Origin of the sequence: Elioraea tepidiphila DSM 17972 (assembly GCF_000378465.1) — a bacterium.
Lineage (GTDB): Bacteria > Pseudomonadota > Alphaproteobacteria > Acetobacterales > Acetobacteraceae > Elioraea > Elioraea tepidiphila.
On sequence record NZ_KB899916.1, the window covers coordinates 40,380 to 63,913 of the forward strand.

The 23,534-nt window shown below is 71.2% G+C and carries 16 protein-coding genes and 1 CRISPR repeat array; of the genes, 14 read left to right on the plus strand and 2 right to left on the minus strand.

All coding sequences use genetic code 11. From position 1 onward, the window contains the following. Positions 1 to 21: 21 nt before the first annotated feature. The 12 genes from F563_RS0107025 (at position 22) to cas2e (ending at position 12,507) form a co-directional block, all read left to right on the plus strand. A complete protein-coding gene (locus F563_RS0107025; protein ID WP_019013949.1) occupies positions 22 to 762 on the plus strand; it encodes a S24 family peptidase in 741 nt (246 codons plus the stop codon). A 353-nt stretch (positions 763 to 1,115) separates the two neighbouring features. Continuing rightward, positions 1,116 to 1,619: a DUF2924 domain-containing protein gene (locus F563_RS0107035; protein ID WP_019013951.1), complete on the plus strand. Its 504-nt coding sequence runs from the start codon at positions 1,116 to 1,118 to the stop codon at positions 1,617 to 1,619. Then, complete coding sequence (locus F563_RS0107040; RefSeq protein ID WP_019013952.1) at positions 1,616 to 2,950, plus strand: recombinase family protein; 1,335 nt, start codon at positions 1,616 to 1,618, stop codon at positions 2,948 to 2,950. Before F563_RS0107035 ends, F563_RS0107040 begins: the two co-directional genes overlap by 4 nt. Then, on the plus strand, positions 2,947 to 3,351 hold the full coding sequence (locus F563_RS0107045) for a hypothetical protein (protein ID WP_019013953.1): 405 nt from the start codon (positions 2,947 to 2,949) through the stop codon (positions 3,349 to 3,351). The genes F563_RS0107040 and F563_RS0107045 overlap by 4 nt, the downstream gene beginning before the upstream one ends. Before the next feature lie 252 nt (positions 3,352 to 3,603). Further along, the gene (locus tag F563_RS0107050; protein WP_026299393.1) at positions 3,604 to 6,213 is read left to right on the plus strand and encodes a CRISPR-associated helicase/endonuclease Cas3; all 2,610 of its coding nucleotides are present in this window, start codon (positions 3,604 to 3,606) and stop codon (positions 6,211 to 6,213) included. 386 nt (positions 6,214 to 6,599) lie between these two features. Next, positions 6,600 to 8,177 (plus strand): type I-E CRISPR-associated protein Cse1/CasA, encoded by a 1,578-nt coding sequence (gene casA / locus F563_RS21875; RefSeq protein WP_019013956.1) that lies wholly within the window; start codon positions 6,600 to 6,602, stop codon positions 8,175 to 8,177. After that, positions 8,167 to 8,721, plus strand: a complete 555-nt coding sequence (locus tag F563_RS23850) for a type I-E CRISPR-associated protein Cse2/CasB (RefSeq protein WP_156825095.1) — start codon at positions 8,167 to 8,169, stop codon at positions 8,719 to 8,721. Before casA ends, F563_RS23850 begins: the two co-directional genes overlap by 11 nt. A gap of 21 nt (positions 8,722 to 8,742) precedes the next feature. Further along, positions 8,743 to 9,867, plus strand: coding sequence for a type I-E CRISPR-associated protein Cas7/Cse4/CasC (cas7e, locus tag F563_RS0107070; RefSeq protein ID WP_019013958.1), 1,125 nt, complete (start codon positions 8,743 to 8,745; stop codon positions 9,865 to 9,867). Beyond that, positions 9,864 to 10,577, plus strand: coding sequence for a type I-E CRISPR-associated protein Cas5/CasD (gene cas5e, locus F563_RS0107075; RefSeq protein ID WP_019013959.1), 714 nt, complete (start codon positions 9,864 to 9,866; stop codon positions 10,575 to 10,577). Before cas7e ends, cas5e begins: the two co-directional genes overlap by 4 nt. Beyond that, positions 10,574 to 11,329: a type I-E CRISPR-associated protein Cas6/Cse3/CasE gene (locus F563_RS0107080; RefSeq protein WP_026299394.1), complete on the plus strand. Its 756-nt coding sequence runs from the start codon at positions 10,574 to 10,576 to the stop codon at positions 11,327 to 11,329. Before cas5e ends, F563_RS0107080 begins: the two co-directional genes overlap by 4 nt. Next, complete coding sequence (gene cas1e / locus F563_RS0107085; protein WP_019013961.1) at positions 11,323 to 12,186, plus strand: type I-E CRISPR-associated endonuclease Cas1e; 864 nt, start codon at positions 11,323 to 11,325, stop codon at positions 12,184 to 12,186. The genes F563_RS0107080 and cas1e overlap by 7 nt, the downstream gene beginning before the upstream one ends. A gap of 3 nt (positions 12,187 to 12,189) precedes the next feature. After that, positions 12,190 to 12,507, plus strand: a complete 318-nt coding sequence (cas2e, locus tag F563_RS0107090) for a type I-E CRISPR-associated endoribonuclease Cas2e (protein ID WP_019013962.1) — start codon at positions 12,190 to 12,192, stop codon at positions 12,505 to 12,507. Positions 12,508 to 12,547: 40 nt separating this feature from the next. Continuing rightward, a CRISPR array of direct repeats spans positions 12,548 to 19,652; the repeat unit is 29 nt; unit sequence GGTGCCCCCGCCCGCGCGGGGATGGCCCC. Between the two features lie 207 nt (positions 19,653 to 19,859). Here cas2e and F563_RS0107095 read toward each other — a convergent pair. Beyond that, positions 19,860 to 20,072 (minus strand): hypothetical protein, encoded by a 213-nt coding sequence (locus F563_RS0107095; RefSeq protein WP_019013963.1) that lies wholly within the window; start codon positions 20,070 to 20,072, stop codon positions 19,860 to 19,862. 579 nt (positions 20,073 to 20,651) lie between these two features. Here F563_RS0107095 and F563_RS0107105 point away from each other — a divergent pair. After that, positions 20,652 to 21,947: a tyrosine-type recombinase/integrase gene (locus F563_RS0107105; protein ID WP_019013964.1), complete on the plus strand. Its 1,296-nt coding sequence runs from the start codon at positions 20,652 to 20,654 to the stop codon at positions 21,945 to 21,947. A 321-nt stretch (positions 21,948 to 22,268) separates the two neighbouring features. Here the strand turns inward: F563_RS0107105 and F563_RS0107110 are convergent, their stop codons facing one another. Continuing rightward, the gene (locus F563_RS0107110; protein WP_019013965.1) at positions 22,269 to 22,457 is read right to left on the minus strand and encodes a hypothetical protein; all 189 of its coding nucleotides are present in this window, start codon (positions 22,455 to 22,457) and stop codon (positions 22,269 to 22,271) included. Between the two features lie 254 nt (positions 22,458 to 22,711). On the opposite strand from F563_RS0107110, the gene F563_RS21885 reads away from it, so the two are divergent. Beyond that, entirely contained in the window at positions 22,712 to 23,257 is a 546-nt protein-coding gene (locus F563_RS21885) for a hypothetical protein (RefSeq protein WP_211211384.1), read from the plus strand. Positions 23,258 to 23,534: the final 277 nt, after the last annotated feature.

Genomic DNA, 23,534 nt, shown 5'->3' on the forward strand with positions numbered 1-23,534 from the left:
GATCAAGGAGTTACCAACACCATGACCCTCGACCCCATCCGCCTGCGCCTCCTCAAGCTCATCCAGCTCAAGAAGACCGACCTCAAGAATGCTTCCCTCGCGATCGGCCGGAACCCGGCCTATCTCCAGCAGTTTCTCTATCGCGGCACGCCCAAGGTCCTGCCCGAGGATGTGCGCGAGAGTCTCGGCGCAGTGCTCGGCGTGAGTCCAGACGACCTGCGTCATCCCGTGACGCGGATGCTGAAACGGCCGCTCGCCTCGCCGGACAGGCGCGGCCCGCCAGGCGCGGCGAAGTCGGCGCGCACGGGGCGGCTCTGGGAGAAGCGCATCGAAGTGCCCGAAGGCTTCACCTCGGTCCCGGAGATCGATGTACGGGCGTCCGCGGGCGCCGGCGCTCTCCATGACGGCCCGGAGTCGATCGCGGGTGCCTGGCTGTTCCCCGAGCCGATGCTGCGGCACGAGCTGCGCGTGCGGCCCGGCGATCTGCGCGTCATCACCATCCAGGGCGACTCGATGGAGCCACTGCTCGCCTCCGGCGACCGCATCCTGGTCGACCTCAGCCAGCGCGTGCCTGCGCCGCCGGGGATCTTTGTGATCTGGGACGGGCTTGGCGTGGTCGCCAAGCGGGTCGAGCACGTGCCCGATGTCGACCCGCCCACGCTGCGTCTGAGTTCAGTCAACCCAGCCTACCAATCCTACGAGCGTAGCGCCGAGGAGGTGAATGTGATCGGCAGGGTGATCTGGGTCGCGCGACGGATGTAGCCCAAGGCGCGGCTGACGGAGCCGCTTAGGCGCCGGTCAGATCGTTACCGCAGTAACGCGCATCGGCACCTTTGTTTGCGCGCGGGTACGCTGGCCCGCCGCGATGTGCTTCCGTGATGGGCGTAGGATGATCATCGTGGCGCCATGCCGAGGCCGACGGCGAGCGCCGAGATCAACGTCCACCTCCCGCCCCACCTGCGCGAGGTCTGTCAGATCCTGGCGCGCGGGATCGTGCGGCTGCGCAGCCGCAGCATCGCCGCGATCGGCGCTGAGCCTCGGGACTGCGGAGAGAGTTCGCTACCCCTGACTCCCCACCAGCGCCGTCATGCGAACCCCGGAGAGACGGAGGACGCATGACACGACGATCGAAGACGCCGGTGGCCGAAGCGGAGGCCCCGACGTTCCCAGCCATTCCGCCCGCGCAGGTGCTGCCGCGGCTCGCCGCGCTGCAGACCGGGCCGATCGCGGAGCTGAGGCAGCAGTGGCGCGAGCTGTTCGGCAAGGAGCCGCCGTCGTTCAACCGCGCCTACCTGCAAAGCCGGCTCGCCTACCGCATCCAGGAACTCGCCTATGGCGGGCTGAAGCCGGAGACGCGGGCCCGCCTCGAGGCGCTCGGCGAGCAGCTCGACGGCGGCAACGTCGTGCTGCGGCGGATCCGCGCCGACAGCCGGCCGCTGCCCGGCACGCGGCTCGTGCGCGAATGGCAGGGGGTCGAGCACGTGGTGACCGTGCGGCCGGACGACTTCGAGTACGAGGGCCGGCCGTATCGTTCTCTGTCCGCAATCGCACGCCATATCACCGGCACGCGCTGGAATGGCTGGTCGTTCTTTGGGCTTCGCGGCCGGGGTGAATCATGAGCCGCCGCGCGCTCCCCGACCTACCGGCCTCGGTCACGCGCAAGCGCTGCGCGGTGTACACGCGCAAGAGCACCGAGGAGGGTCTCGACCGCGAGTTCAACACCCTCGACGCCCAGCGCGAGGCCTGCGAGGCCTACGTCGCCAGCCAGCGCGCCGAAGGCTGGACCCTGGTGCACGATCGCTACGACGACGGTGGCTTCTCGGGAGGGAGCCTGGACCGCCCGGCGCTGAAGCGCCTGCTCGCCGATATCGAGCGCGGCCTGATCGACGTCGTCGTGGTCTACAAGATCGACCGCCTGTCCCGCTCCCTGATGGACTTCGCCAAGCTGGTCGAGGTGTTCGACGCCCACGAGGTGACGTTCGTCTCCGTCACCCAGTCGTTCAACACCACCACCTCGATGGGCCGGCTGACCCTGAACATCCTGCTCTCCTTCGCCCAGTTCGAGCGCGAGGTGATCGGCGAGCGCATCCGCGACAAGGTCGCCGCCTCGAAGGCACGGGGCATGTGGATGGGCGGCAAGGTGCCGCTCGGCTACGACGTGCGCGACCGCAAGCTGCTGGTGAATGAGGCCGAAGCCGCGCGCGTGCGGCGCGTGTTCGAGCTCTTCGCCGAGACCGGCTCGGGCATCGAGACCATGCGCCGGTGCCGGGCCGAGGGCATCGCGACCAGGAGCGGGCGCCTGATCGACAAGGGCGACGTCTACAAGATCCTGCATCTCCGGACCTACGTCGGCGAGGTCGCGCACCGCGGCAGCATCTACCCCGGCGAGCACGCGGCGATCGTCTCGCGCGCGCTCTGGGACCGCGTGCACGCGCTCCTGCAGGTCAGTCCGCGCGCGCGGGCGCAGGCGAACCGGTCGCAGTCGCCAGCGCTGCTGAAGGGGCTGATCTTCGGCGCCGACGGCCGCGCGCTCTCGCCCACGCACAGCCGCAAGAACGGCCGCCTATACCGCTACTACGTGGCGCAGCGCGCGCTGAAGGGCGAGGCCGACGACGGGATCGTCCGGCGCGTCTCGGCGGCGCAGATCGAGGCAGCGGTGATGACGCAGCTGCGCGCCCTGCTGCGCCAGCCGGAGGTGGTGGTGGGCACGTGGATGGCGGCGAAGGTGGAGGATCCGGACCTGACAGAAGCTGACGTGCGCGAGGCGCTCGGGCGGCTCGAGCCGTTGTGGGACGAGTTGTTCCCCGCCGAGCAGCAGCGGATCGTCCGCTCCCTGGTCGAACGCGTCACGGTCGGGCTCGACGGTGCGGAGATCCGCCTCCGGGTCGAGGGCCTCGCGAGCCTGGTGCGCGATCTCGGGCTGGTCGGTGCCGAGAGGGTAGCGGCGTGACCGGACCCACGCACATCACCGTCCGCGTGCCGCTCAGGATCCGCCGCCGGCCCGGGCGCAAGACCGTCGTCACGCCCGTAGTGGACGGACTGCCCGCGGAGGCCACCACCCGCGCCGATCCCGCGCTGCTGAAGGCGCTCGCCCGCGCCTTCCGCTACCAGCGCATGCTCGACGATGGGCGCTACGCCTCGATCAGCGAGATGGCCGCGGCGGAGAAGCTGGATCGCGGCTACCTCGGACGGCTGCTCCAACTCACCCTGCTCGCACCGGACATCGTCGAGGCGATCGTCGAGAGGAGGCAGGCGGAGGGAATGACGTTGCCGAGACTCCTGCACAGCGTTCCGCTCGCATGGGACCAACAGCCGCGATACTGGCCGTTCGGCATCTTGCCGCAATCATGACAATGGGAGCCGTGGTCGTGCCTGACAGCCGGCGGTATCGGCTCAGGCTCTACCATGTCCACCGTCTCCGCCTCGCCGCCCTGGCATACGTCCAGTCTTGACGGATGAGTGTGCAAAGGACGGGTGATATGGTTTTTTGTACGGACAGCGTATCGGGCGGGTTGGTGTTGATGCCGGAATTTGCGTAACGTGACCCTCCCAAGCCGGAGCGAAGCAGAGCACAACGGCACACATGAGCACGGCTTTCCTGTGATGCATCCCTTTCCGCACGCTTGGGGAAAGCTGCGAAGACTGGAACCTGAGGCATGGCCGGTAGCGTTCCTCGCGCTTTCCGATCATTGCGCCGATGTGGCCGCAGTCGTAAGGGCTCTGCTCGAATTGCCGGTCATCCGGAACCGCCTCCACAGGCTAACGAACGGTGCGGTGACGGACGACCATTACGCAGCGATGGTGGGCGCTGCGTTCCTGCACGACCTCGGCAAGGCCAACCGCGGCTTCTGGCGCAAGCAATTGCCACCAGTGGAGCGGGGACGCGGGCCGATCTCCGGCCATCTGCGCGAAGTCGCCCCGCTGCTGTTCGGCATGCGCCACGTCCGAATCACCGAAGCCGGGCCCTATCTCGACCCCATGGCACCGGCAGGCGCGCTGCTGATGGCGGCGCTGGGCCATCACGGTGAGCCGATCTCCTTCGACGAGCTTCGTCATGCCGAGGGGCACAGGAACGCCCTGTTGTGGCAGCCGGCTGACGGGTACGATCCAGTGACCGAGGCGCGTGGCGTCGCCGAGGCACTGGCGCGATGGCTGCCTGAAAGCCTGCCGGCGGCAGAACGCCTCCCACCGCTTTCCCCTGCGCTGCTGCATGCCTTCCTCGGGCTCCTGTCGTTGGCCGACTGGATTGCCTCGAACGCAGCATCAGCGTTTTTCCCCTTCGACGGACACGGCGCTGGCGATCGGTGGTTGTTCGCCCAGGCGCGCGCGTTGGAGGTAGTGCGCGCGATGCGCCTCGATGTCGTACCGGCTCGTGCCGCGCTTGCTGCCGCCGCTCGAAGGTTCGGCGATGTGTTCCGCGATGACGGCAGGCCTCTCCAGCCATCGGACCTGCAGGCGGAGATGGAGCGCCTCGACCTCGGCCCGATCGTGGTCGTCGAGGCCGCGACCGGCAGCGGCAAGACCGAGGCCGCACTCTGGCGGTTCCGCGCGCTGATGGCCGCAGGCGCGGCGGACAGCCTCGCCTTCCTGTTGCCTACACGCACAGCGGCGGTGCAGATCGAGAGGCGCGTTCGCGATGCGGTGGAGCGGCTGTGGCCGGATCCCGCAACGCGGCCAAATGTCGTGCTGGCGGTGCCCGGCTATCTGCGCGCCGACGGCGAAGAAGGGTTCCGCGAGCACGGCTTCGAGGTACAGTGGCCGGATAGCGATGACGCAGGCGCAGCGCACCGGCGCTGGGCAGCCGAAAGCCCAAAGCGCAGCCTCGCCGGCGCGATCGTGGTCGGCACCGTTGACCAGGCCCTGCTCGCAGCGCTGAAAGTGCGCCACGCGCATCTGCGCGGAGCGTGCCTTTTGCGCGCGCTTCTAGTCATAGACGAGGTACATGCCTCGGACGCCTACATGACAGGGCTGCTACGCACCCTGCTCGCGCGTCACGAGGCGGCAGGCGGACATGCGCTGCTGCTCTCAGCTACGCTCGGGGCGGCCGCACGCGCGCACCTGCTTGCACCCGCTCCCACAGCACGGCCAAGGGTCTTGTCGCTCGCCGATGCGGCGGCCACGTCCTATCCGCTGATCTCGGACCGCAACGGTGTGATCGAGGTCGCGGCGGGATCGCGTTCCCGCCGGATCACTCCTTCGCTCCGCCCTTGGCTCGACGCGCCGGACGCCATCGCCGCCCATGCGCTGGCGGCAGCACGAACCGGCGCACGCGTGCTGATCGTGCGCAACACCGTGGCCGGCGCGGTCGCGGTGCAGCGCGCGCTCGAGGCGATGGCACCGGACGACCCTGTGCTGTTCCGCGCCCAGGGCGTGATCGCGCCGCATCACGGCCGCTTCGCGGCACCCGACCGGAGGCTACTCGACGCGGCGGTGGAGGTGGCCTTCGGCAAGCGCGCCGAGCGCCGCAGCGGTTGTGTGCTGGTAGGCACGCAGACGCTCGAACAGTCGCTCGACATCGACGCGGATCTGCTGCTGACCGATCTCGGCCCGATGGACGTTCTGCTGCAACGCCTCGGCCGTCTGCATCGCCACGATCGGCGACGGCCGATAGGGTTCGAGGAGGCGACCGCGATCGTGCTGGTGCCGGAGGCGCGCGACCTGTCCCCCTTCCTGCCGGGCCGGTCGCGCGGTCTGCCGCGCCACGGCCTCGGGCGCGTCTATCCCGATCTGCTGGCGATCGAGGCGACCTGGCGCCTGCTCGAAGTGCGTCAGCTTCTGACGTTGCCGCAGGATAACCGTTGGCTGGTCGAGCACGCGACGCACCCGGAGGCGCTCGGGGCGATCGCGGGGAAGCTCGGTGCGGCATGGGAGGCTCTGCGGTGCGAGTTGCAGGGAGTCGCCTCGGCCCATGTCCAGCATGCAGCCCATGTTGCGTTGCGCTGGGAGGAGGATCTGCTCGAAATGGCCTTCCCCGGTCGGCTGGACAAGCGGATCGCGACCCGGCTCGGCACCGAGGATCGGCGGTTCCGACTCGATCCGCCATCACTGAGCCCGTTCGGCGCGATGCTGGACGAGGTCGTTGTGCCGGGGTGGCTCGCGCGGACGATCGAACCGCAGATCGAGGTGGCTGACGTGTCGCGGGAGGTGAACGGGTTGGTGTTACGGGTTGGCGGCGTTGGGTTTCGGTACGAGCGGGTGGGGCTGGTGCTTTGATAGTCATAGGCACAAGTTATGAATTTCATTGACAGCCGCCGCCCGACTGACGCAGCCTTGCTTCATGCTGCTGGTGCCGAGCGCAGACCCGACGTTCGTCTTTATGAACCGCGTGATGCGGCGCGCGCGCCGCTGGGTCCCGACGCCTCAGGCCGCATCGCACACGTTCCGCGAGGCTGCGGACTATTCGCAGTTGTTCGGAAGACCCCCGCAGTCGTTCATCGGAGTACCCGCGTGTTGCTCGGGATACTTTGCTCGTGCACCGCCATGAGCACGGGCCCCGATCCTCGGGGATGGCCCTGTGTGGCTATGGCTATCGCGGAGAGTGCGATGATCTCCCCCGCCCACGCGGGGATCGAGTTTGATGCGGAACCGGTCATGATGATATGCACAACCTGATCACCGATCCCATCATCACGCTTCAGCTTGCGCACGAGACAATCAGCGCCAGCCTGCCACGGACGTTTGCGCTCCTGCTTAAGGACGCCGTCATCGACTTTCCCGCGCTGCGTCCCCACCAGGCGCCCGCGTGGCACGCGTTCCTGGTCCAGCTCGCCTTTCTTGCCACCGAGGACGCGGAGGTGCCGACCGATCCCGGCGAGTGGGCTGCGGCGCTGCGCGGACTGGCACCGGACTGGCCCAAGGACGAGCCGTGGTGCCTGGTCGCGCCGGCTGACGCTCCTGCGTTCCTGCAATCGGCGGCAACCGGTGGTGATCTCGAGCCCTACGGCACGCGCATCGCCACACCCGACGAGCTTGATCCCCTGGTCACCGCGAAGAACCACGATCTGAAGGCAGCGCGCATGCGGGCTGCGACGCCGGAGGAGTGGTTGTTCGCATTGGTAAACCTGCAGACGACCGAAGGTGTCATGGGCGCCGGCAAGTACGGCATCATGCGCATGAACGGCGGCTACGGCAGCCGCCCGTTCCTCGGCATTCACCCGATCGGTGGCCCCGGCGCTCGGTTTCGACGCGACCTCGACGTTCTGCGCCGCCGTCGTGACGCGCTGTTCGCCCGCGCGCAGGGCTTTGCCGCTGACCGGGCGATCCGACTGGCTTGGCTGGAACCGTGGGATGGGTCGCGCTCGCTCCCGATCTCGGATCTGCACCCGCTGGTGATCGAGATCTGTCGTCGCGTTCGCCTCGTCGCGCTGCCGGATGGCGCCCTGGAAGCGCGCGGCACCGGCACCGCCGCGCCGCGGATCGCCGCGAAGGACCTGAAGGGTGTCACTGGCGATCCCTGGGCGCCTGTCGAGTTGGGCAAGGACGGCACGAAGGTCGTCTCGATCGGTGCCGATGGCTTCGGCTGGCGGCGCATGAAGGAGTTGCTGCTGTCCACAACCGGCGAGGAGCGCGTCTTCGAGCGTCCGCTGCTGGCCAAGGCGGTTCCCGAGGACGGCGACACCGTCGAGATCCTCGCCGCCGCCCTTGCCCGCGGCCAGGGCAAGACCGAGGGGTTCCACTCCCGGCGTCTGCCCATCACCAACCGCTTCGCCGTCCGCGCCCTCACCGAGGATGCCGAGGAGCGGCAGCGCCTCGCAAGGCTGGCCGAGGACTTCGCCACACACGCTATGACCGCCGCGAACCGGTGCCTGCGGCCGGCGCTGTTTCTGCTGTTCCAGAAGGGACCCGAGTCGCTCAAGCTCGACCGACCCAGCACCGCCGCTCAGGTCGGCCCGTGGATGCAACGCTTCGATCGTCTCATCGATCGCACCTTCTTCGAGTGCCTCTGGACGGGTGCTGAGAGCGAGGAGGCAGCCCGGCAGGCACTCGACGCCTGGGACGCACGGCTGCACGCGGCAGCGTTCCAGGTGTTCGATGTGGCGGTCGAGGCGGCGCCGCACACCGACCAGCGCCGCATCTTCGCCGCCGAACGCGCGCGTGCCCTGCTGTACGGCACGCTGCGCAAGCACCTTCCAGTTCCGACCGCGACGCCCGAGCCGGAGGCGGCACATGCCGAATGACCCGTCCCAGGAACAGACACCCCGCCCGCCGAACCCCCCGCTCCGCTTGCTCTACGCGCTGGTGCGCGGCCTGCAGGACGGCACGGTGACGACGGGCGATGCCGCCGCCCTGCGCCGCCTCGACCCGGCACAGCCCGACCGCCGCCACGTCCTGCCGCTGATGCGCCTGTTGGCCGGCACGCAGATCGACGATCGACCCGACAGCTGGCAGCGCCTCGCGCTGATCGCGAACAGCGTCGCCCTGGCGCGCGGCCTGCATGATGAGAACCGGCCGACCGGAGCGGCGCTGCACGCGCTCGGCGTCAGCGAGCAGCGGTTGATGGCGCTGCTCGCCGCCGACTTCGCCACGCTGACCGATCTGCTGCCGCGCCTTGCCCGTCGTGCCGCTGCCGCCGCCGAGCGGATGGACTGGCGTCCGCTTGCCCGGCTCGCCTGGACCGTGGAAAGGCCAACGAAAGAGGCCGAGGAGGAGGCCGACCGGCAGCGTCGGCATATTGCCTCCGCCTATCTCCGCGCAGCAGCGCGCGACACCGCCGTCGCCTGACCGCCATTCGAGGACAAGCACATGGCCACCGCTCGCTTTCTCCAGATCCACACGCTGCACGCCTATCCGGCCGCGCTCCTCAACCGCGACGATGCCGGGCTCGCGAAGCGCATCCCGTTCGGCGGAGCGACGCGCGGGCGCGTCTCCTCGCAGTGCCTGAAGCGGCACTGGCGCAAGGCCGATGATGAGTGGTCGCTCGCCAAGCTTGGTGTGCCGATGGGCGTGCGCAGCAAGGAGGTGGTCGCGCGACGCATCCTCGACGGGCGCGATCCCGCCGATCCGAAGGTGAAGGCCGTCGCGGACGCCCTGCTCAAGGGCCTCTACGGCGAGAAGGGAACGGACGCGAAGAACCGCCAGGCGCTGTTCTTCGGCGAGCCCGAGATCACCTTCCTGCGCGCCGAGGCGGAGAAGGCGCTCGCCGAACCGGATGCCAAGAAGGCGGGTGCTGCGATCGAGTCCTTCTTCAAGGACCAGCGGGCCAATCTGCGCGCGCTCAAGGACGGCGCGGGACTGGAGTCGGCGCTGTTCGGCCGCATGGTCACCTCGGACCCCGCCGCCAATCGCGATGCCGCGATCCATGTCGCGCACGCGCTCACCGTGCACACGATCGAGCGTGAGCTCGACTACATGACGGCGGTGGACGACCTCACCCGCCGCGAGGAGGGTGACGATGCCGGGGCGGCCGGCCTGTTCGATATGGAACTGACCTCGGGCCTCTATTACGGCTACGTTGTCGTGGACGTGCCGCTGCTGGTCGCGAACCTCTCGGGCGAGCGCGAGATCGCCGCGCTCGTGGTGAAGCATCTGCTGCACCTGATCGCCAAGGTCACGCCCGGGGCGAAGAAGGGCTCGACCGCGCCCTATACGCACGCGGAGCTCATACTGGTGGAGGCGGGCAACCGCCAGCCGCGTACGCTCGCCAACGCCTTCCGCGATCCGGTGCCGCTGAAGACCAATCGACTTCTCGACACGACGGTGGAACGGCTCGCCGCGCATCTGGTCAGGCTCGACACTGCCTATGGCGAGGCCGAGGCGCGCCGGACGCTCAACCTCTCTGAGGCGCCGATCCCGGCGGCCGCGTCGCTCGGCATCGTAGCTCTGGCCGAGTGGGCGGCCGCCGCCGTGCGCGACGGAAGCGTCGCATGAAACAGCACCTTCTGCTGCGGCTCGAGGCGCCGCTGATGGCGTTCGGCGCGGTGGCGGTAGACGCGCACGGGCCGGTCGATGACATCCCCGCACCCTCGCTGCTCACGGGCCTGATCGCCAATGCACTCGGATGGAACCGCACCGAGGCGGCACGGCATCAGCGGCTGCAGGACCGGCTGCGCCACGCGGTGCGTCGCGACCGCGAGGGCGAACGTGTGCCGGACTTCCAGACCGCAGAGCTGCGCCACGACGACCGCGGCTGGACCACCTTCGGCGCGCCGGAGGGCCGCGCGGGCGGTGCTGGCACCTACGCCGGCAAGCATATCCGCCGCCGCTGGTACGACGCCGACGCCGCCGTCACGATCGCGCTGCGGCTGGAGCCGGCCGAAGAGCCGCCCATGCTCGCCGAAATCGCTGCCGCCCTCGACCGGCCTGCTCGGCCGCTTTTCCTGGGCCGCAAGCCCTGCCTGCCTGCGGGACGGCTGGTGATCGGCTTCGCCGAGGCTGACAGCTGCGCCGCCGCGCTCGCCGCGGCCCCGCTGGCGGAGAATGCCGACGCAGCGCCGCGCACCTTCTGGCCCGCGGGCGAAGGTCCGGCGATCGGCGCACGGCGGCGCCTCTCCGGCCGCCGCGCGTGGCGCGTGAACGTCCATGCCGGCGAGGAGGTGTGGTGGGAAGGACCGGCACCCACCGCACACGCCGCGTCGTGACGCTCACGCTTCTTCACCTGCGCCCCGATGTCGGCGGGCTCGCCCGTGCGGCCACCCGGCGCGGGCTGCTGCCGCCCGGCGGCGATCCGGGCTACGCCCTGCACGCCGCGCTCGCCGCGCTGTTCGGCGCAGCCGCGCCGCGCCCCTTCGTGTTGCGTGAGGCACACGACGGGCCGGAGCTTCTCGGCTACACAGCCACCCCGCCGGGCGAGATCGAAACCCTCGCCTCCCTGCCCCCCACCGGCGACGGTGCCGATCTGGCCCGGTCCCTTCGACCCGAGAGCGTCGCTGCGCGGTTGATGCCGGCCGTGTGGGCGCCGGATCAGCGCCTTGGCTTCACCGTGCGTGTACGTCCGGTCGTGCGCACTCGACCGGAAGGGCGGAACGGCCCCCACCGGGAGCACGACGCCTTCGCACACCTGCGCCGCAGCGCCACCGATGCGGAGCCCATGCCGCGGCGCGACGACATCTATCGCGACTGGCTTGCGCGCATCCTCGTTCGCGACGGCGCCGCCGTGCTCGAATCGGCTGCGCTGATCGCCTATCGCGGCACGCGCGTGCTGCGTCGCCCGGTTGCGGGCGAAGGGCGGCGTCCGGCCGTGATCGAGGGGCCTGACGCGACGCTCGCCGGCGTGCTCGCTGTGAAGAACCCAGAGGTGTTCTCCCGGCTGCTGGCGCGCGGCGTGGGCCGGCACTGCGGCTTCGGCTTCGGCATGCTGCTGCTCGCCCCGCCCGGCCGCCCCGCATGCTGAAGGGCCGTCTCGGCCTCGAGATGGCGCGGCTGCCGCACGAGTTGCGGCATGGTCTCGTCTATCTCGACCGCGGGCGGCTCGAGGTCGAGGACGGCTGCCTGCACTTCGTTTGCGCTGGCGGCGGCGGGCTTGCGGCCGGCGACTGGCAGATCCCGCACCAGTCGGTCTCGCTGGTGCTGCTCGGACCTGGATCAAGCGTGACGCACGACGCGCTGCGCCTGCTCGCGCGCCACAACACTGGGCTTGCGGCGGTCGGCGAGGACGGCGTGCGCTTCTACACCGCCCCACCGCTGCTGCCTGACGCGTCCGACGTCGCGCGTCGCCAGGCGCGCGCCTGGGCCGACCCGGAGGTGCGCGTGCAGATCGCGCGCCGGATGTATGCGTGGCGGCTAGGCGAGATCGTGCCGGCCGACGACCTCGACGTGCTGCGGGGTATCGAAGGCAGCCGGATGAAGGAGAGCTACCGGGTGCTCGCGCAGCAGATTGGCGTGCCGTGGCGCGGGCGTCGCTACGACCGGGCTGATCCGATGTCTGCCGATGCGCCGAACCAGGCGATCAACCACGCCGCCAGCGCGGTGGAGGCGGCGGCGGCGGTCGCTTGCGCCTGTGCCGGTGCAATCCCGCAGCTCGGCTTCATCCATGAGGACAGTGGCCAGTCGTTCGTGCTTGATATCGCCGATCTGGTGCGCACGACAGTGACGATCCCTGTCGCATTCCGTGCGGCAAAGGAGCATCTGCGCGGCAGTCCGCTCAGTCTCGATGCCCTGGTGCGTCGTGGCGCAGCATCGGCGTTCCGCACCGAGCGTGTGATCCCGACACTCATCGAGCGCATCAAGGCGCTGTTTCAGGTGGAGTAGGCGATGGCGATGACGGTGATCGTGACACGCGACGTCGCCCCGCGCTTCCGGGGCTTTCTCGCCTCGGCGATGCTAGAGATCGCGCCCGGCGTCTACACCAGCCCACGCCTGTCTGCGGGGGTGCGGGATCGTGTGTGGGAGGTGATGGAGGCGTGGTTTGACGCACTTGGCGGCGGCTCGATCGTCATGACGTGGCGCGATGTGCAGGCACCGGGCGGTCAGGGGATCCGGGTTCTGGGATTGCCGCCGCGGCGGCTTGCGGAGATTGATGGTGCGCTGCTCGTGTGGCGCGAAGAAGTGTCTGCCGCGACAACTACCTGATCTTTGACAATCGAATCGGATCAAGCTGTTGTTGGCTAGAGGTGCCCCCGCCCGCGCGGGGATGGCCCCGGCACGCTCTCGCGCGATCCGATCCTGATCGCGGTGCCCCCGCCCGCGCGGGGATGGCCCCGCATCGGTCGAGACGCCGGCCTGATCGGCGAGGGTGCCCCCGCCCGCGCGGGGATGGCCCCGCTGGCGCGACGCGGCCGGCAATCTGGTCGTGGGTGCCCCCGCCCGCGCGGGGATGGCCCCTGGTCCGCCTCCCACGCTTCCACCGCCCGTGCGGTGCCCCCGCCCGCGCGGGGATGGCCCCGCGCAGCCGCAGCAGTGGTCCATCGAGTGGTCGGTGCCCCCGCCCGCGCGGGGATGGCCCCACGCAGAGCGCGCGCGTGCCCGGCACCAGCCCGGTGCCCCCGCCCGCGCGGGGATGGCCCCATCGTCAAGCCGGTGCTCGGCCCGGCGGCGCTGGTGCCCCCGCCCGCGCGGGGATGGCCCCCGCTCCCGGTCGCGCTGGTTCTGCGTCTCCGCGGTGCCCCCGCCCGCGCGGGGATGGCCCCCCGACGTGGCGCAGGTACCAGTGGCCGGGCCGGGTGCCCCCGCCCGCGCGGGGATGGCCCCTCGGGTGGCGACAACGAGCCGCTCGGCGACATGGTGCCCCCGCCCGCGCGGGGATGGCCCCGGCTCGCTGGTCCGCTGGATCGTCGGCCTGAAGGTGCCCCCGCCCGCGCGGGGATGGCCCTCGAGCGGGGGCGGCAGCTGGCAGCCGTGGTCCGGTGCCCCCGCCCGCGCGGGGATGGCCCCGGAGGGATATATGCGCGAGTGTGTAATCCAACGGTGCCCCCGCCCGCGCGGGGATGGCCCCGCCTCGGCGACCTCCAGGACGCGCCCATTGATGGTGCCCCCGCCCGCGCGGGGATGGCCCCTGCAACAGGCCGCGCGTGAGGTCCTCAGCCTGGGTGCCCCCGCCCGCGCGGGGATGGCCCGTAGCTCCTCGATCCCCTCGACCATCGGCTGGAGGTGCCCCCGCCCGCGCGGGGATGGCCCCGGCCGCCGTCCAGACGCGAAGGGCGTCCTCGAGGTGCCCCCGCCCGCGCGGGGATGGCCCCGTTGACCACGATCGGGGCCCGATAGGGCATCGGGTGCCCCCGCCCGCGCGGGGATGGCCCCTGGAACGGAGCGTCGGCCGAAGTCCACCACCGGGTGCCCCCGCCCGCGCGGGGATGGCCCCCTCGGCTCGCCTACGGTAGGCCCGAGTGGGACGGTGCCCCCGCCCGCGCGGGGATGGCCCCGCCCCATGTACGGACACGGCCTAGTGCATCTTGGTGCCCCCGCCCGCGCGGGGATGGCCCCGAATGAAGCCGCCGCATCGCGCAGGCGGCTGAGGTGCCCCCGCCCGCGCGGGGATGGCCCCTCGACGGCGGCTTCGTCCTCGATCGGCAGGCCGGTGCCCCCGCCCGCGCGGGGATGGCCCCGTGCCCCGATCGTGGTCAACATCTTTGCTGGCGGTGCCCCCGCCCGCGCGGGGATGGCCCGCCGGCCGACATCGACACTAATGAGGAGTCCCGGGTGCCCCCGCCCGCGCGGGGATGGCCCCCGCCTCACCGCGCGCGCGCAGAACTCCATGACGGTGCCCCCGCCCGCGCGGGGATGGCCCCGCCCACGGTATCCCCGAGGATGGTGCAGCCGCGGTGCCCCCGCCCGCGCGGGGATGGCCCCGAAAGTCGGGAGGAAACCGCTCGGCCCAACGCGGTGCCCCCGCCCGCGCGGGGATGGCCCCTACAGCCCGTCCGGGGACTACCTCGGGACACTGGTGCCCCCGCCCGCGCGGGGATGGCCCCATCTCGCTCGGCAGGCCCTTGGCCCGCAGGGCGGTGCCCCCGCCCGCGCGGGGATGGCCCATGACTCCAATAGCCGATCGCACGGCTTCCCTTGGTGCCCCCGCCCGCGCGGGGATGGCCCCATGAAGGCTTCCATGCGCCGGCAGGACGTGCCGGTGCCCCCGCCCGCGCGGGGATGGCCCCCATCGACGACGTGGAACCGCTTGCCGACGCGCGGTGCCCCCGCCCGCGCGGGGATGGCCCCCCAATCGAGACCGTGAAGCGCATTGCCGGCAAGGTGCCCCCGCCCGCGCGGGGATGGCCCCGGGGCTCTCACCGGCCGCATGACGCACTCGACGGTGCCCCCGCCCGCGCGGGGATGGCCCCAAGTTGGAAGTGGAGCGATCGACCGCGCTTGAGGTGCCCCCGCCCGCGCGGGGATGGCCCCAGAGCCTCTTCCTCGATCAGACGGAGCTGGATGGTGCCCCCGCCCGCGCGGGGATGGCCCCGGGCACGTCATCGGCGCGACGACGATCAGGCGGGTGCCCCCGCCCGCGCGGGGATGGCCCTGACCCCGCCGGACGCCCAGGCCCAGCGGTCCGGGTGCCCCCGCCCGCGCGGGGATGGCCCCTCCTCGGCTGCCGCCTTGTTGTACGCCATCAGGGTGCCCCCGCCCGCGCGGGGATGGCCCCGATCCGGCCTTGTCCCCGCTGCCCGGTTGCAGGGTGCCCCCGCCCGCGCGGGGATGGCCCGCCAGGGCCGGACAGCGCGCCGCCGATCGTGACGGTGCCCCCGCCCGCGCGGGGATGGCCCCGAGATCGACGACCGCCGGACGCGCGTCACCGGGGTGCCCCCGCCCGCGCGGGGATGGCCCGCGGATGCGCGCCAGGGCGGCGCGCACCAGCGCGGTGCCCCCGCCCGCGCGGGGATGGCCCCGAGACGATCTTCGCCCGGCTGGAGGGCGGGGCGGTGCCCCCGCCCGCGCGGGGATGGCCCCCGGTCGATCTCGACGCCGTTCGCCACTCCCCAGGTGCCCCCGCCCGCGCGGGGATGGCCCCCGGTGCCGCGACCGGTTCCGAGGCGGGGGTTCGGTGCCCCCGCCCGCGCGGGGATGGCCCCTGACCCGACGCGCGCTGCTGCTCGGCTACTCGGGTGCCCCCGCCCGCGCGGGGATGGCCCCGATCCGGCCCTGTCCCCGCTGCCCGATCTCGGGGTGCCCCCGCCCGCGCGGGGATGGCCCCTCTGCCGGGCCGCCGGGGATCGGCTCAAGCTGGGTGCCCCCGCCCGCGCGGGGATGGCCCGTCCATCCGCCAGTCCTGGAACCCGCGCCCGGTGGTGCCCCCGCCCGCGCGGGGATGGCCCGATCGGGCCGTTGCGCGTTGCTCCGCGGCCTAGGTGCCCCCGCCCGCGCGGGGATGGCCCCGTGGTGCCGATCCCGCTCCACCGCCGCCGCAGGGTGCCCCCGCCCGCGCGGGGATGGCCCCCAGTACCAGCCCGCCGGGATCAGCACTGCCGAGGTGCCCCCGCCCGCGCGGGGATGGCCCGCGAGGCTGCCGCGATCACGCAGAGCAAGCTCAGGTGCCCCCGCCCGCGCGGGGATGGCCCCTTCAACGCGACGCATCAGCGGGTCGGCGCTGCGGTGCCCCCGCCCGCGCGGGGATGGCCCCCGAAGCATCTTGGCGCAGTACGACGTCGACGAGGTGCCCCCGCCCGCGCGGGGATGGCCCCGTCAGTGGCGCCTACGTCAGTCTGCTGGATCGGGGTGCCCCCGCCCGCGCGGGGATGGCCCCCTGGTGCTGAGCCCGTGGTACCAGGCGCGGTGGGTGCCCCCGCCCGCGCGGGGATGGCCCCCGCGCGACGTCCGCGGGGTCGCTGTTGTCGATGGTGCCCCCGCCCGCGCGGGGATGGCCCCGCGCAGTACGATCTGGGCTGGCTCTCGGTCGAGGTGCCCCCGCCCGCGCGGGGATGGCCCCCAGACGATGATCGACCAGACGAAGATCCCCCTGGTGCCCCCGCCCGCGCGGGGATGGCCCCGTCCTGCACCACCCCGAGCTGGCCCTCGCCGCGGTGCCCCCGCCCGCGCGGGGATGGCCCCTGGTCGGTCAGCGCCTCGATATCGGCACGGAAGGTGCCCCCGCCCGCGCGGGGATGGCCCGTTGGCGATGAAGTAGCCGGGCCAGCGGGCCTCGGTGCCCCCGCCCGCGCGGGGATGGCCCGCCGACGTCCTGCTCGGTGTTGTCGCTCGATCGGGTGCCCCCGCCCGCGCGGGGATGGCCCCTTATCTGCGGCAGTGCGCGGATGCGGATCGCCGGTGCCCCCGCCCGCGCGGGGATGGCCCCCTCGGCGCGATCGACCTGCCCTCGGCGATCGGGGTGCCCCCGCCCGCGCGGGGATGGCCCCGGCGCCGATATCCTGCCGCCGCGCCGGGGCATGGTGCCCCCGCCCGCGCGGGGATGGCCCCTGGGCGACCCACCTGGTGGACGCGCACCAGTAGGTGCCCCCGCCCGCGCGGGGATGGCCCCTCCACACCGCCGAGGAGAACGACAACACCATGGGTGCCCCCGCCCGCGCGGGGATGGCCCCGAAGCGCGCGAGTGGGAAGAACTCGACCCGATGGTGCCCCCGCCCGCGCGGGGATGGCCCCCTGACGGACGACCAGTACCGGCGGCTGCGTGCGGTGCCCCCGCCCGCGCGGGGATGGCCCCGGCCACCTGTGGTACGAGGAGCACCGCGATGCGGTGCCCCCGCCCGCGCGGGGATGGCCCCATGTCGGGGCCTTCCGCGCGCCACGGCCCGCGGGTGCCCCCGCCCGCGCGGGGATGGCCCCCGCCATCCCGAGGACCTCGCCTGCCGCATGATGGTGCCCCCGCCCGCGCGGGGATGGCCCTCAGGAGAAGAGTGAACCGGTAGGAGTATCGAAGGTGCCCCCGCCCGCGCGGGGATGGCCCTGCGCCAGCGCAGCCTTACGCAGCCCGGCCTCGGGTGCCCCCGCCCGCGCGGGGATGGCCCCCTGCTTGAGCACGGGCCTCATGAGGGTGTTGCGGTGCCCCCGCCCGCGCGGGGATGGCCCCGTCCTCTCGGGCCTCGCGATCATGCAGTTCCTGGTGCCCCCGCCCGCGCGGGGATGGCCCCGGGAGCATCGCAATGACCCGAGGCCCGAACGTGGTGCCCCCGCCCGCGCGGGGATGGCCCTCCATCGCTGCGGCATTCAGCACGCCTTCGTCAGGTGCCCCCGCCCGCGCGGGGATGGCCCCTTGCTTGGCGGCTCCATCAGAACCTCAGACCGGGTGCCCCCGCCCGCGCGGGGATGGCCCCTCCACACGGCGGAGGAAGGCAGCAACACCCTCGGTGCCCCCGCCCGCGCGGGGATGGCCCCGAGAATGCCGAACCCCTTGAGGCCGCTATCGAGGTGCCCCCGCCCGCGCGGGGATGGCCCGTTGCTCGACGACGCGGTCGTCGATGTGGAGGCGGTGCCCCCGCCCGCGCGGGGATGGCCCCGGAATGGGCCACATGCAGGGATTTTTCCCGCCGGTGCCCCCGCCCGCGCGGGGATGGCCCGCCCGGTGGGTTCTTCTGCGGCTTGGTGCCGAGGGTGCCCCCGCCCGCGCGGGGATGGCCCCTGTCGTACCAATCGCCCTGGTCCGGCGCGACCGGTGCCCCCGCCCGCGCGGGGATGGCCCTGCCACGGGCACCGCCGCGCACTTCCGGATCTAGGTGCCCCCGCCCGCGCGGGGATGGCCCCGTGGAAGGGGCTCGACGGCGCCTTCCGCACACGGTGCCCCCGCCCGCGCGGGGATGGCCCCGACCAGGCGACCGACGACACCGTGCTGCCGGAGGTGCCCCCGCCCGCGCGGGGATGGCCCCCTGCACGGCCGCCGCGATCAGCGCCGCGCCGTGGTGCCCCCGCCCGCGCGGGGATGGCCCCCCGACGCGGAACCCAGCGGCAGAAACCCATCGGGTGCCCCCGCCCGCGCGGGGATGGCCCTCCGGCGTTGACGAACCTTAGCCTCAGCGGCTAGGTGCCCCCGCCCGCGCGGGGATGGCCCCCCAGCTCATGCGCGCGCGCCATGAGCCGGAGGGGTGCCCCCGCCCGCGCGGGGATGGCGTGCTGTTCTCCAAGGAGGGCGCACGGCCCGAGGGGGTGCCCCCGCCCGCGCGGGGATGGCCCCTGCGACGGTGGTGGATCATTCCGCGCAATCGCGGTGCCCCCGCCCGCGCGGGGATGGCCCCGATCACGTGCAGCTCGTCGTGATCTGCTGGGGGGTGCCCCCGCCCGCGCGGGGATGGCCCCGTCAGGTGGACGCCGCGCTCCGCCGCAAGGGCGGTGCCCCCGCCCGCGCGGGGATGGCCCCCGAAGGCCAGCGCATCCACGCGATCATCGAGCGGTGCCCCCGCCCGCGCGGGGATGGCCCCTCGAACACCAACACCGCGCGCGGGGGCAGCGCGGTGCCCCCGCCCGCGCGGGGATGGCCCGCCGGACATCGCGTCGAGCTCCTCGCGCATCAGGGTGCCCCCGCCCGCGCGGGGATGGCCCCCCCATGCGGCCTGGCTCGGTCGTGTGCAGCAGGGTGCCCCCGCCCGCGCGGGGATGGCCCCCCGCCGCGGCCTGGCTCGGTCGTGTGCAGCAGGGTGCCCCCGCCCGCGCGGGGATGGCCCCGGCGAGTGCGAGGGCGCGGGAGCCGACGTCACGGTGCCCCCGCCCGCGCGGGGATGGCCCCCGTGTACTCCGCGTCTGCTAGGCACACGGTCCGGTGCCCCCGCCCGCGCGGGGATGGCCCCCAGCCCATCGTGCCCCCGTCCGCCGCACAGCTGGTGCCCCCGCCCGCGCGGGGATGGCCCCGCCACCACCACCGGGCGGGCGACCGTGCCGTCGGTGCCCCCGCCCGCGCGGGGATGGCCCCCAGGCCCAGGCCTCGGCATCGGAGAGCGCCGCGGTGCCCCCGCCCGCGCGGGGATGGCCCCTCCAGCACCGGCGCGGTGCCGATCGTGGTTTCGGTGCCCCCGCCCGCGCGGGGATGGCCCCGCCACCACCACCGGGCGGGCGACCGTGCCGTCGGTGCCCCCGCCCGCGCGGGGATGGCCCCCAGGCCCAGGCCTCGGCATCGGAGAGCGCCGCGGTGCCCCCGCCCGCGCGGGGATGGCCCCCGACGGCGAGGTAGAGCAGGAACTCGACCCTCGGTGCCCCCGCCCGCGCGGGGATGGCCCTCGGGGATGACCCCGAGGCAGAGGAGAGACCCAGGTGCCCCCGCCCGCGCGGGGATGGCCCCTCGACCGCGTCGACGCCCTGCGGCGCGGCGCGGGTGCCCCCGCCCGCGCGGGGATGGCCCCGGCCTCTCCGGTTCGGGACGTGCTCGTGCGAGGAAAGGGGGGGGCGACCGCCAGCACTGGCCTCTCCACGGGCTTCCCAGGTCCTTGGCGGCATCGGTGCGGACGACTAGAGTCCGCACCGGTAGCCGGGATCGCGAAACGCAGCAGCGACCGGGGACCCGGCCCTGGCAGCCGGCGCGCTAGGTGGGGTGTTGTGAGCCCCCTCGGCTACCGCCCCCAGTCCGGCGGTGAAATTGGCCGGTACTCGCTCGGCTGCTCGAACGCGCCGCGCGGCACCAGGCCGCCGCTGACGATCGCGGAGCCGCGCGCGGGCCCGCCCTCCGCCCGCCACCCAAAGACGACGCCGATCACCACCTTGCCCGCGCGCCGGTCCTGCTCCTCGAGCGGCGCGAACACGTAGACCAGGCGCCGGTTGCGCACGTCCTACGGCACCGCCTGCGTCGCGCGCAGCAGCGAGCGGACGCGGAACCATTCGACGAGCTTTAGGCGGCGGCGCTTGCGCACCGGATCAGGGTGCGCCCGCCCGCCCCGGGATCAGCTGCTGTCGGGATCCGACCTGTCGGTAATGAGCTGTTGTTGGGAATCGCCGACTTCCAACAGATCTTGATTGGAGGAGCGATCGAAATGCGAACTTCCGTGTCGGAATGCCAACGCAATACGCAGTCAAATCAACGCGTTAAGCTTGTAGACTAAATCGGCCCAGTATCAAGGTTCGGAGAGAAGCCGCCCTCCGGAGAGCGAAAACGGCCCTCGTTCCGGCCGCGCAGTATCAAGGCCGACGCGCAAACGCCCAGCAAACCTGCGGCTTTCGGCGCCGGTCACTGGCCGGGAGAGGGGTTGGATAGGCGGCGACTGGAGCGGGTGAAGGGATTATCATAAAACACTATAAATAAACAACATTTTTTGGTACAATGTCCTACACGGAACCTGCACAGGTACGGTAAATCAGTCACTTACGCCGCCAATCTGCACAGTTTCTGCACAGTAGGAAGCGGAGAAATGAGTTTCATCCTCGACAAAGAGCAGATCAAGCCCGGCCTTATCATTTTCCGACGCGGCGATGTCGGGCACGACAACTACTACTGCCGGATCAGAATCCAGAACGAGGACCGCTATAAGACAATCTCCCTGCGCACGGCAGATCGGCAGACGGCCCGCGACCGTGCGATGGACGAGTACGCGGATATCCGTTTCCGCCTGAAACACGATGTCCCCGTATTCAACCGCCCCTTCTCGCAGGTGGCGCAGGAATACGCCGAGGCGCAGCAACGGCGGGCGAACGCCGGGGAAGTCAGCCAGGCGCGCGCCAGAAACGTCAAAAGCAAGATTGATGGACCGCTGAACGCCTATGTCGGCAGCACGCAAATTCACCTGATTACACAGGACCGCTGGTCAGAATACCCGCTGTGGCGGCGGGAGAACGGCAAGGGACGCCGCAACAGCTTGATCAGCGATTCCACCATTCGCATCGAGATGAGCATTTTCGCCGCCATCATGAACTATGCCATCAGCAAGCGATACGTGCCCGCACATCATCGCTTCGAGGGCATGCCGAAGCTCAAATCGAACCGCCGCGACGAGTTCACGCTGGAGGAATATCGAAAACTCCATACCAAAGGCCGCAAATGGATGAAGGAGGCGACCACGCCTCAGGGCGTTTGGTATCGCCAAATCTGCTATAATTTCATTCTCATTATGTGCAACACGGGGATGCGCCCGCCGGAAGCGAAGAACCTGCGCTGGCGGGACATCACCACCGCCAAGGACAAAGATGGCCGGGAGATTCTGGTCATCTATGTGCGAGGCAAAGGCAAGGAGCGCAAGCTGATCGCTCCCACCAGTGTGGGCACGTATCTGGATCGGGTTCGGGAATTGTCCAAGGCGACGAAGCCCGACGATCCCGTGTTCACAATTATCAACGGCAAACCAGCAAAATGGCTCTATCGCGATACCGTCGAAGAGCTACTGAAATACACCGACCTTCGGGAAGGCCCGAGCGGCATCCCCCGCACCACCTATTGCTTCCGTCATACCTACGCTACGCTCCGGCTTTCCGCCGGTGTTGACGTCTATATCCTCGCCCAACAGATGGGCACTTCGGTCAAGATGATCGAACAGCACTATGGGCATGTGAACACCATCAAACATGCGGACCGCGTGTTGATGGGGATCGGCGGATGGGATGACATGCACGCCGAAATGAACGCCGAGATCGACGCGCTCGAAGCGAAGGCAAAAGAGATTCAGTCCATCAAGGCCAAGCAGGCGGGCAAGCCGCGCCGCCCCAAACGCTAGCGCGCATCGTACCAGCCATCGAGTTCGATGGCCGATGCAAGAGCGCTGGCGTTGCCGTTCTCACGACGCGCCGCTGGCGCAAAAGGCGTGAGTACGGCCAAGCAGGCAGGGAGAAACGGTGCGCAGAGCCTCAAGCACCGCCATGCCTGCTGTTGCGAACCCGTGTCCGGCTCGGACGAATGGCGGGTTCGCCACTCACCGCTGCGCCGCTGGCGCGAAAAGAGCGGTGATTTCCGTCAAAGCCAAGGCGGCCTTGGGCCGCATCCATTTGCAATGGGTGCATTTGCAACACCTGCCTGTCCCCGCTTCGAGGGCGGGGGCTTACATCCCCGGCCCCCGCAACCGGCGATGGATGATCGCACGGTTGATGTTTTCCAAAGTGCCCAGCGCGTTGGCGCGTTCCGTGGTGTGCTCTTCCGTTTGCGCCAGTTCCTGACTGACGCGCAGGAATTTGGAGTGCAGCACGGATTCAGGCAGTTGATCGAGTTCGGCGACGGTGATGAGACGCATGATTTTTCTCCTGTCTGGCGAGGCCGCGACCATCACGGCCTTTCATGCCCCCGATCACGCCAGCGCGGATTTCCGGGCGCACCCGTCAGGGCCGTAGCGTGAGAGAAGGAGCCGCTTGCGGCTTGCGCCCGCGAGGAAAGACCGCTGGCAGGGTGCATAATGAAAAGGACGTGTGGGGCGGCTTTACCGGACAGGGGGCGTTTGCGCCTCATTAGCGCCAATCATCTGGCGTTCAGCCTGCATCTGCTTTAACCATGTTTGTTGTTATTGCGGAGCATCCAACGGGGGGCGAACACATGAGCACTTTGCCTATTCGGATACTGGCCGTTATCGGCGTCGTTGCGGCAGGCGGTGCCTTCGCCCTGTGGTCAGGAACAGGCGCGGCCGAAGCGGAGGCCGAGAGCGCCCCCGCATCTACCCCCGCGACGATTACCGAATTGCCCCTTGATCGGGGTTACTACGTCCGCACGGACGCGACGTGCGCGACCGCATCGAACGCCACCGCCGCGCTGCTGCGGCGGCAGGGCCTTTATTGGGGCAGTTCCTTTTGCACGTTTCAGGGGATCGAGCAGACCGGCCCGAACACGTTCCGCACCAAGCAGTATTGTACCGATGTGCGCGCACCCGAGCCGCCCACGCCGATTCCGGCCGAGTGGCTGACCACCGCCGATTGGGTGATTACCGACCGCACATCTTTCAAGTTCAAGGACAGCGAAGGATGGGAGCATGAGGCGCGACTTTGCGCGCAGCAGAGCATGCCCGACGGCTTTCAAAGAAGCATAGCCGACCTGATTAAGTAGCCCGACCGCAGGAATCAAACCCGCGTTCCCGCTTCGGCGGCACGTCCTTTGTGCCGCTGCACAGCCAGCACGAACAGGGCCGCCCGTGCGTCGAGGCGATCTTGCCGACTGCGCGGGCCGAGGGTGCGGCAGCAGATGAGTCACGACCCCACAGGGCCATGACCCGGCGCGCCCGCGCCTTCATCCGCTCCGCGTCCTGTCTGCGCCGTGCGCGCATGGATGCGCTCCGTCCCGTTCTCTCATGTTGCCGATAGCGCGCGGATCAGCTTCACCGCGC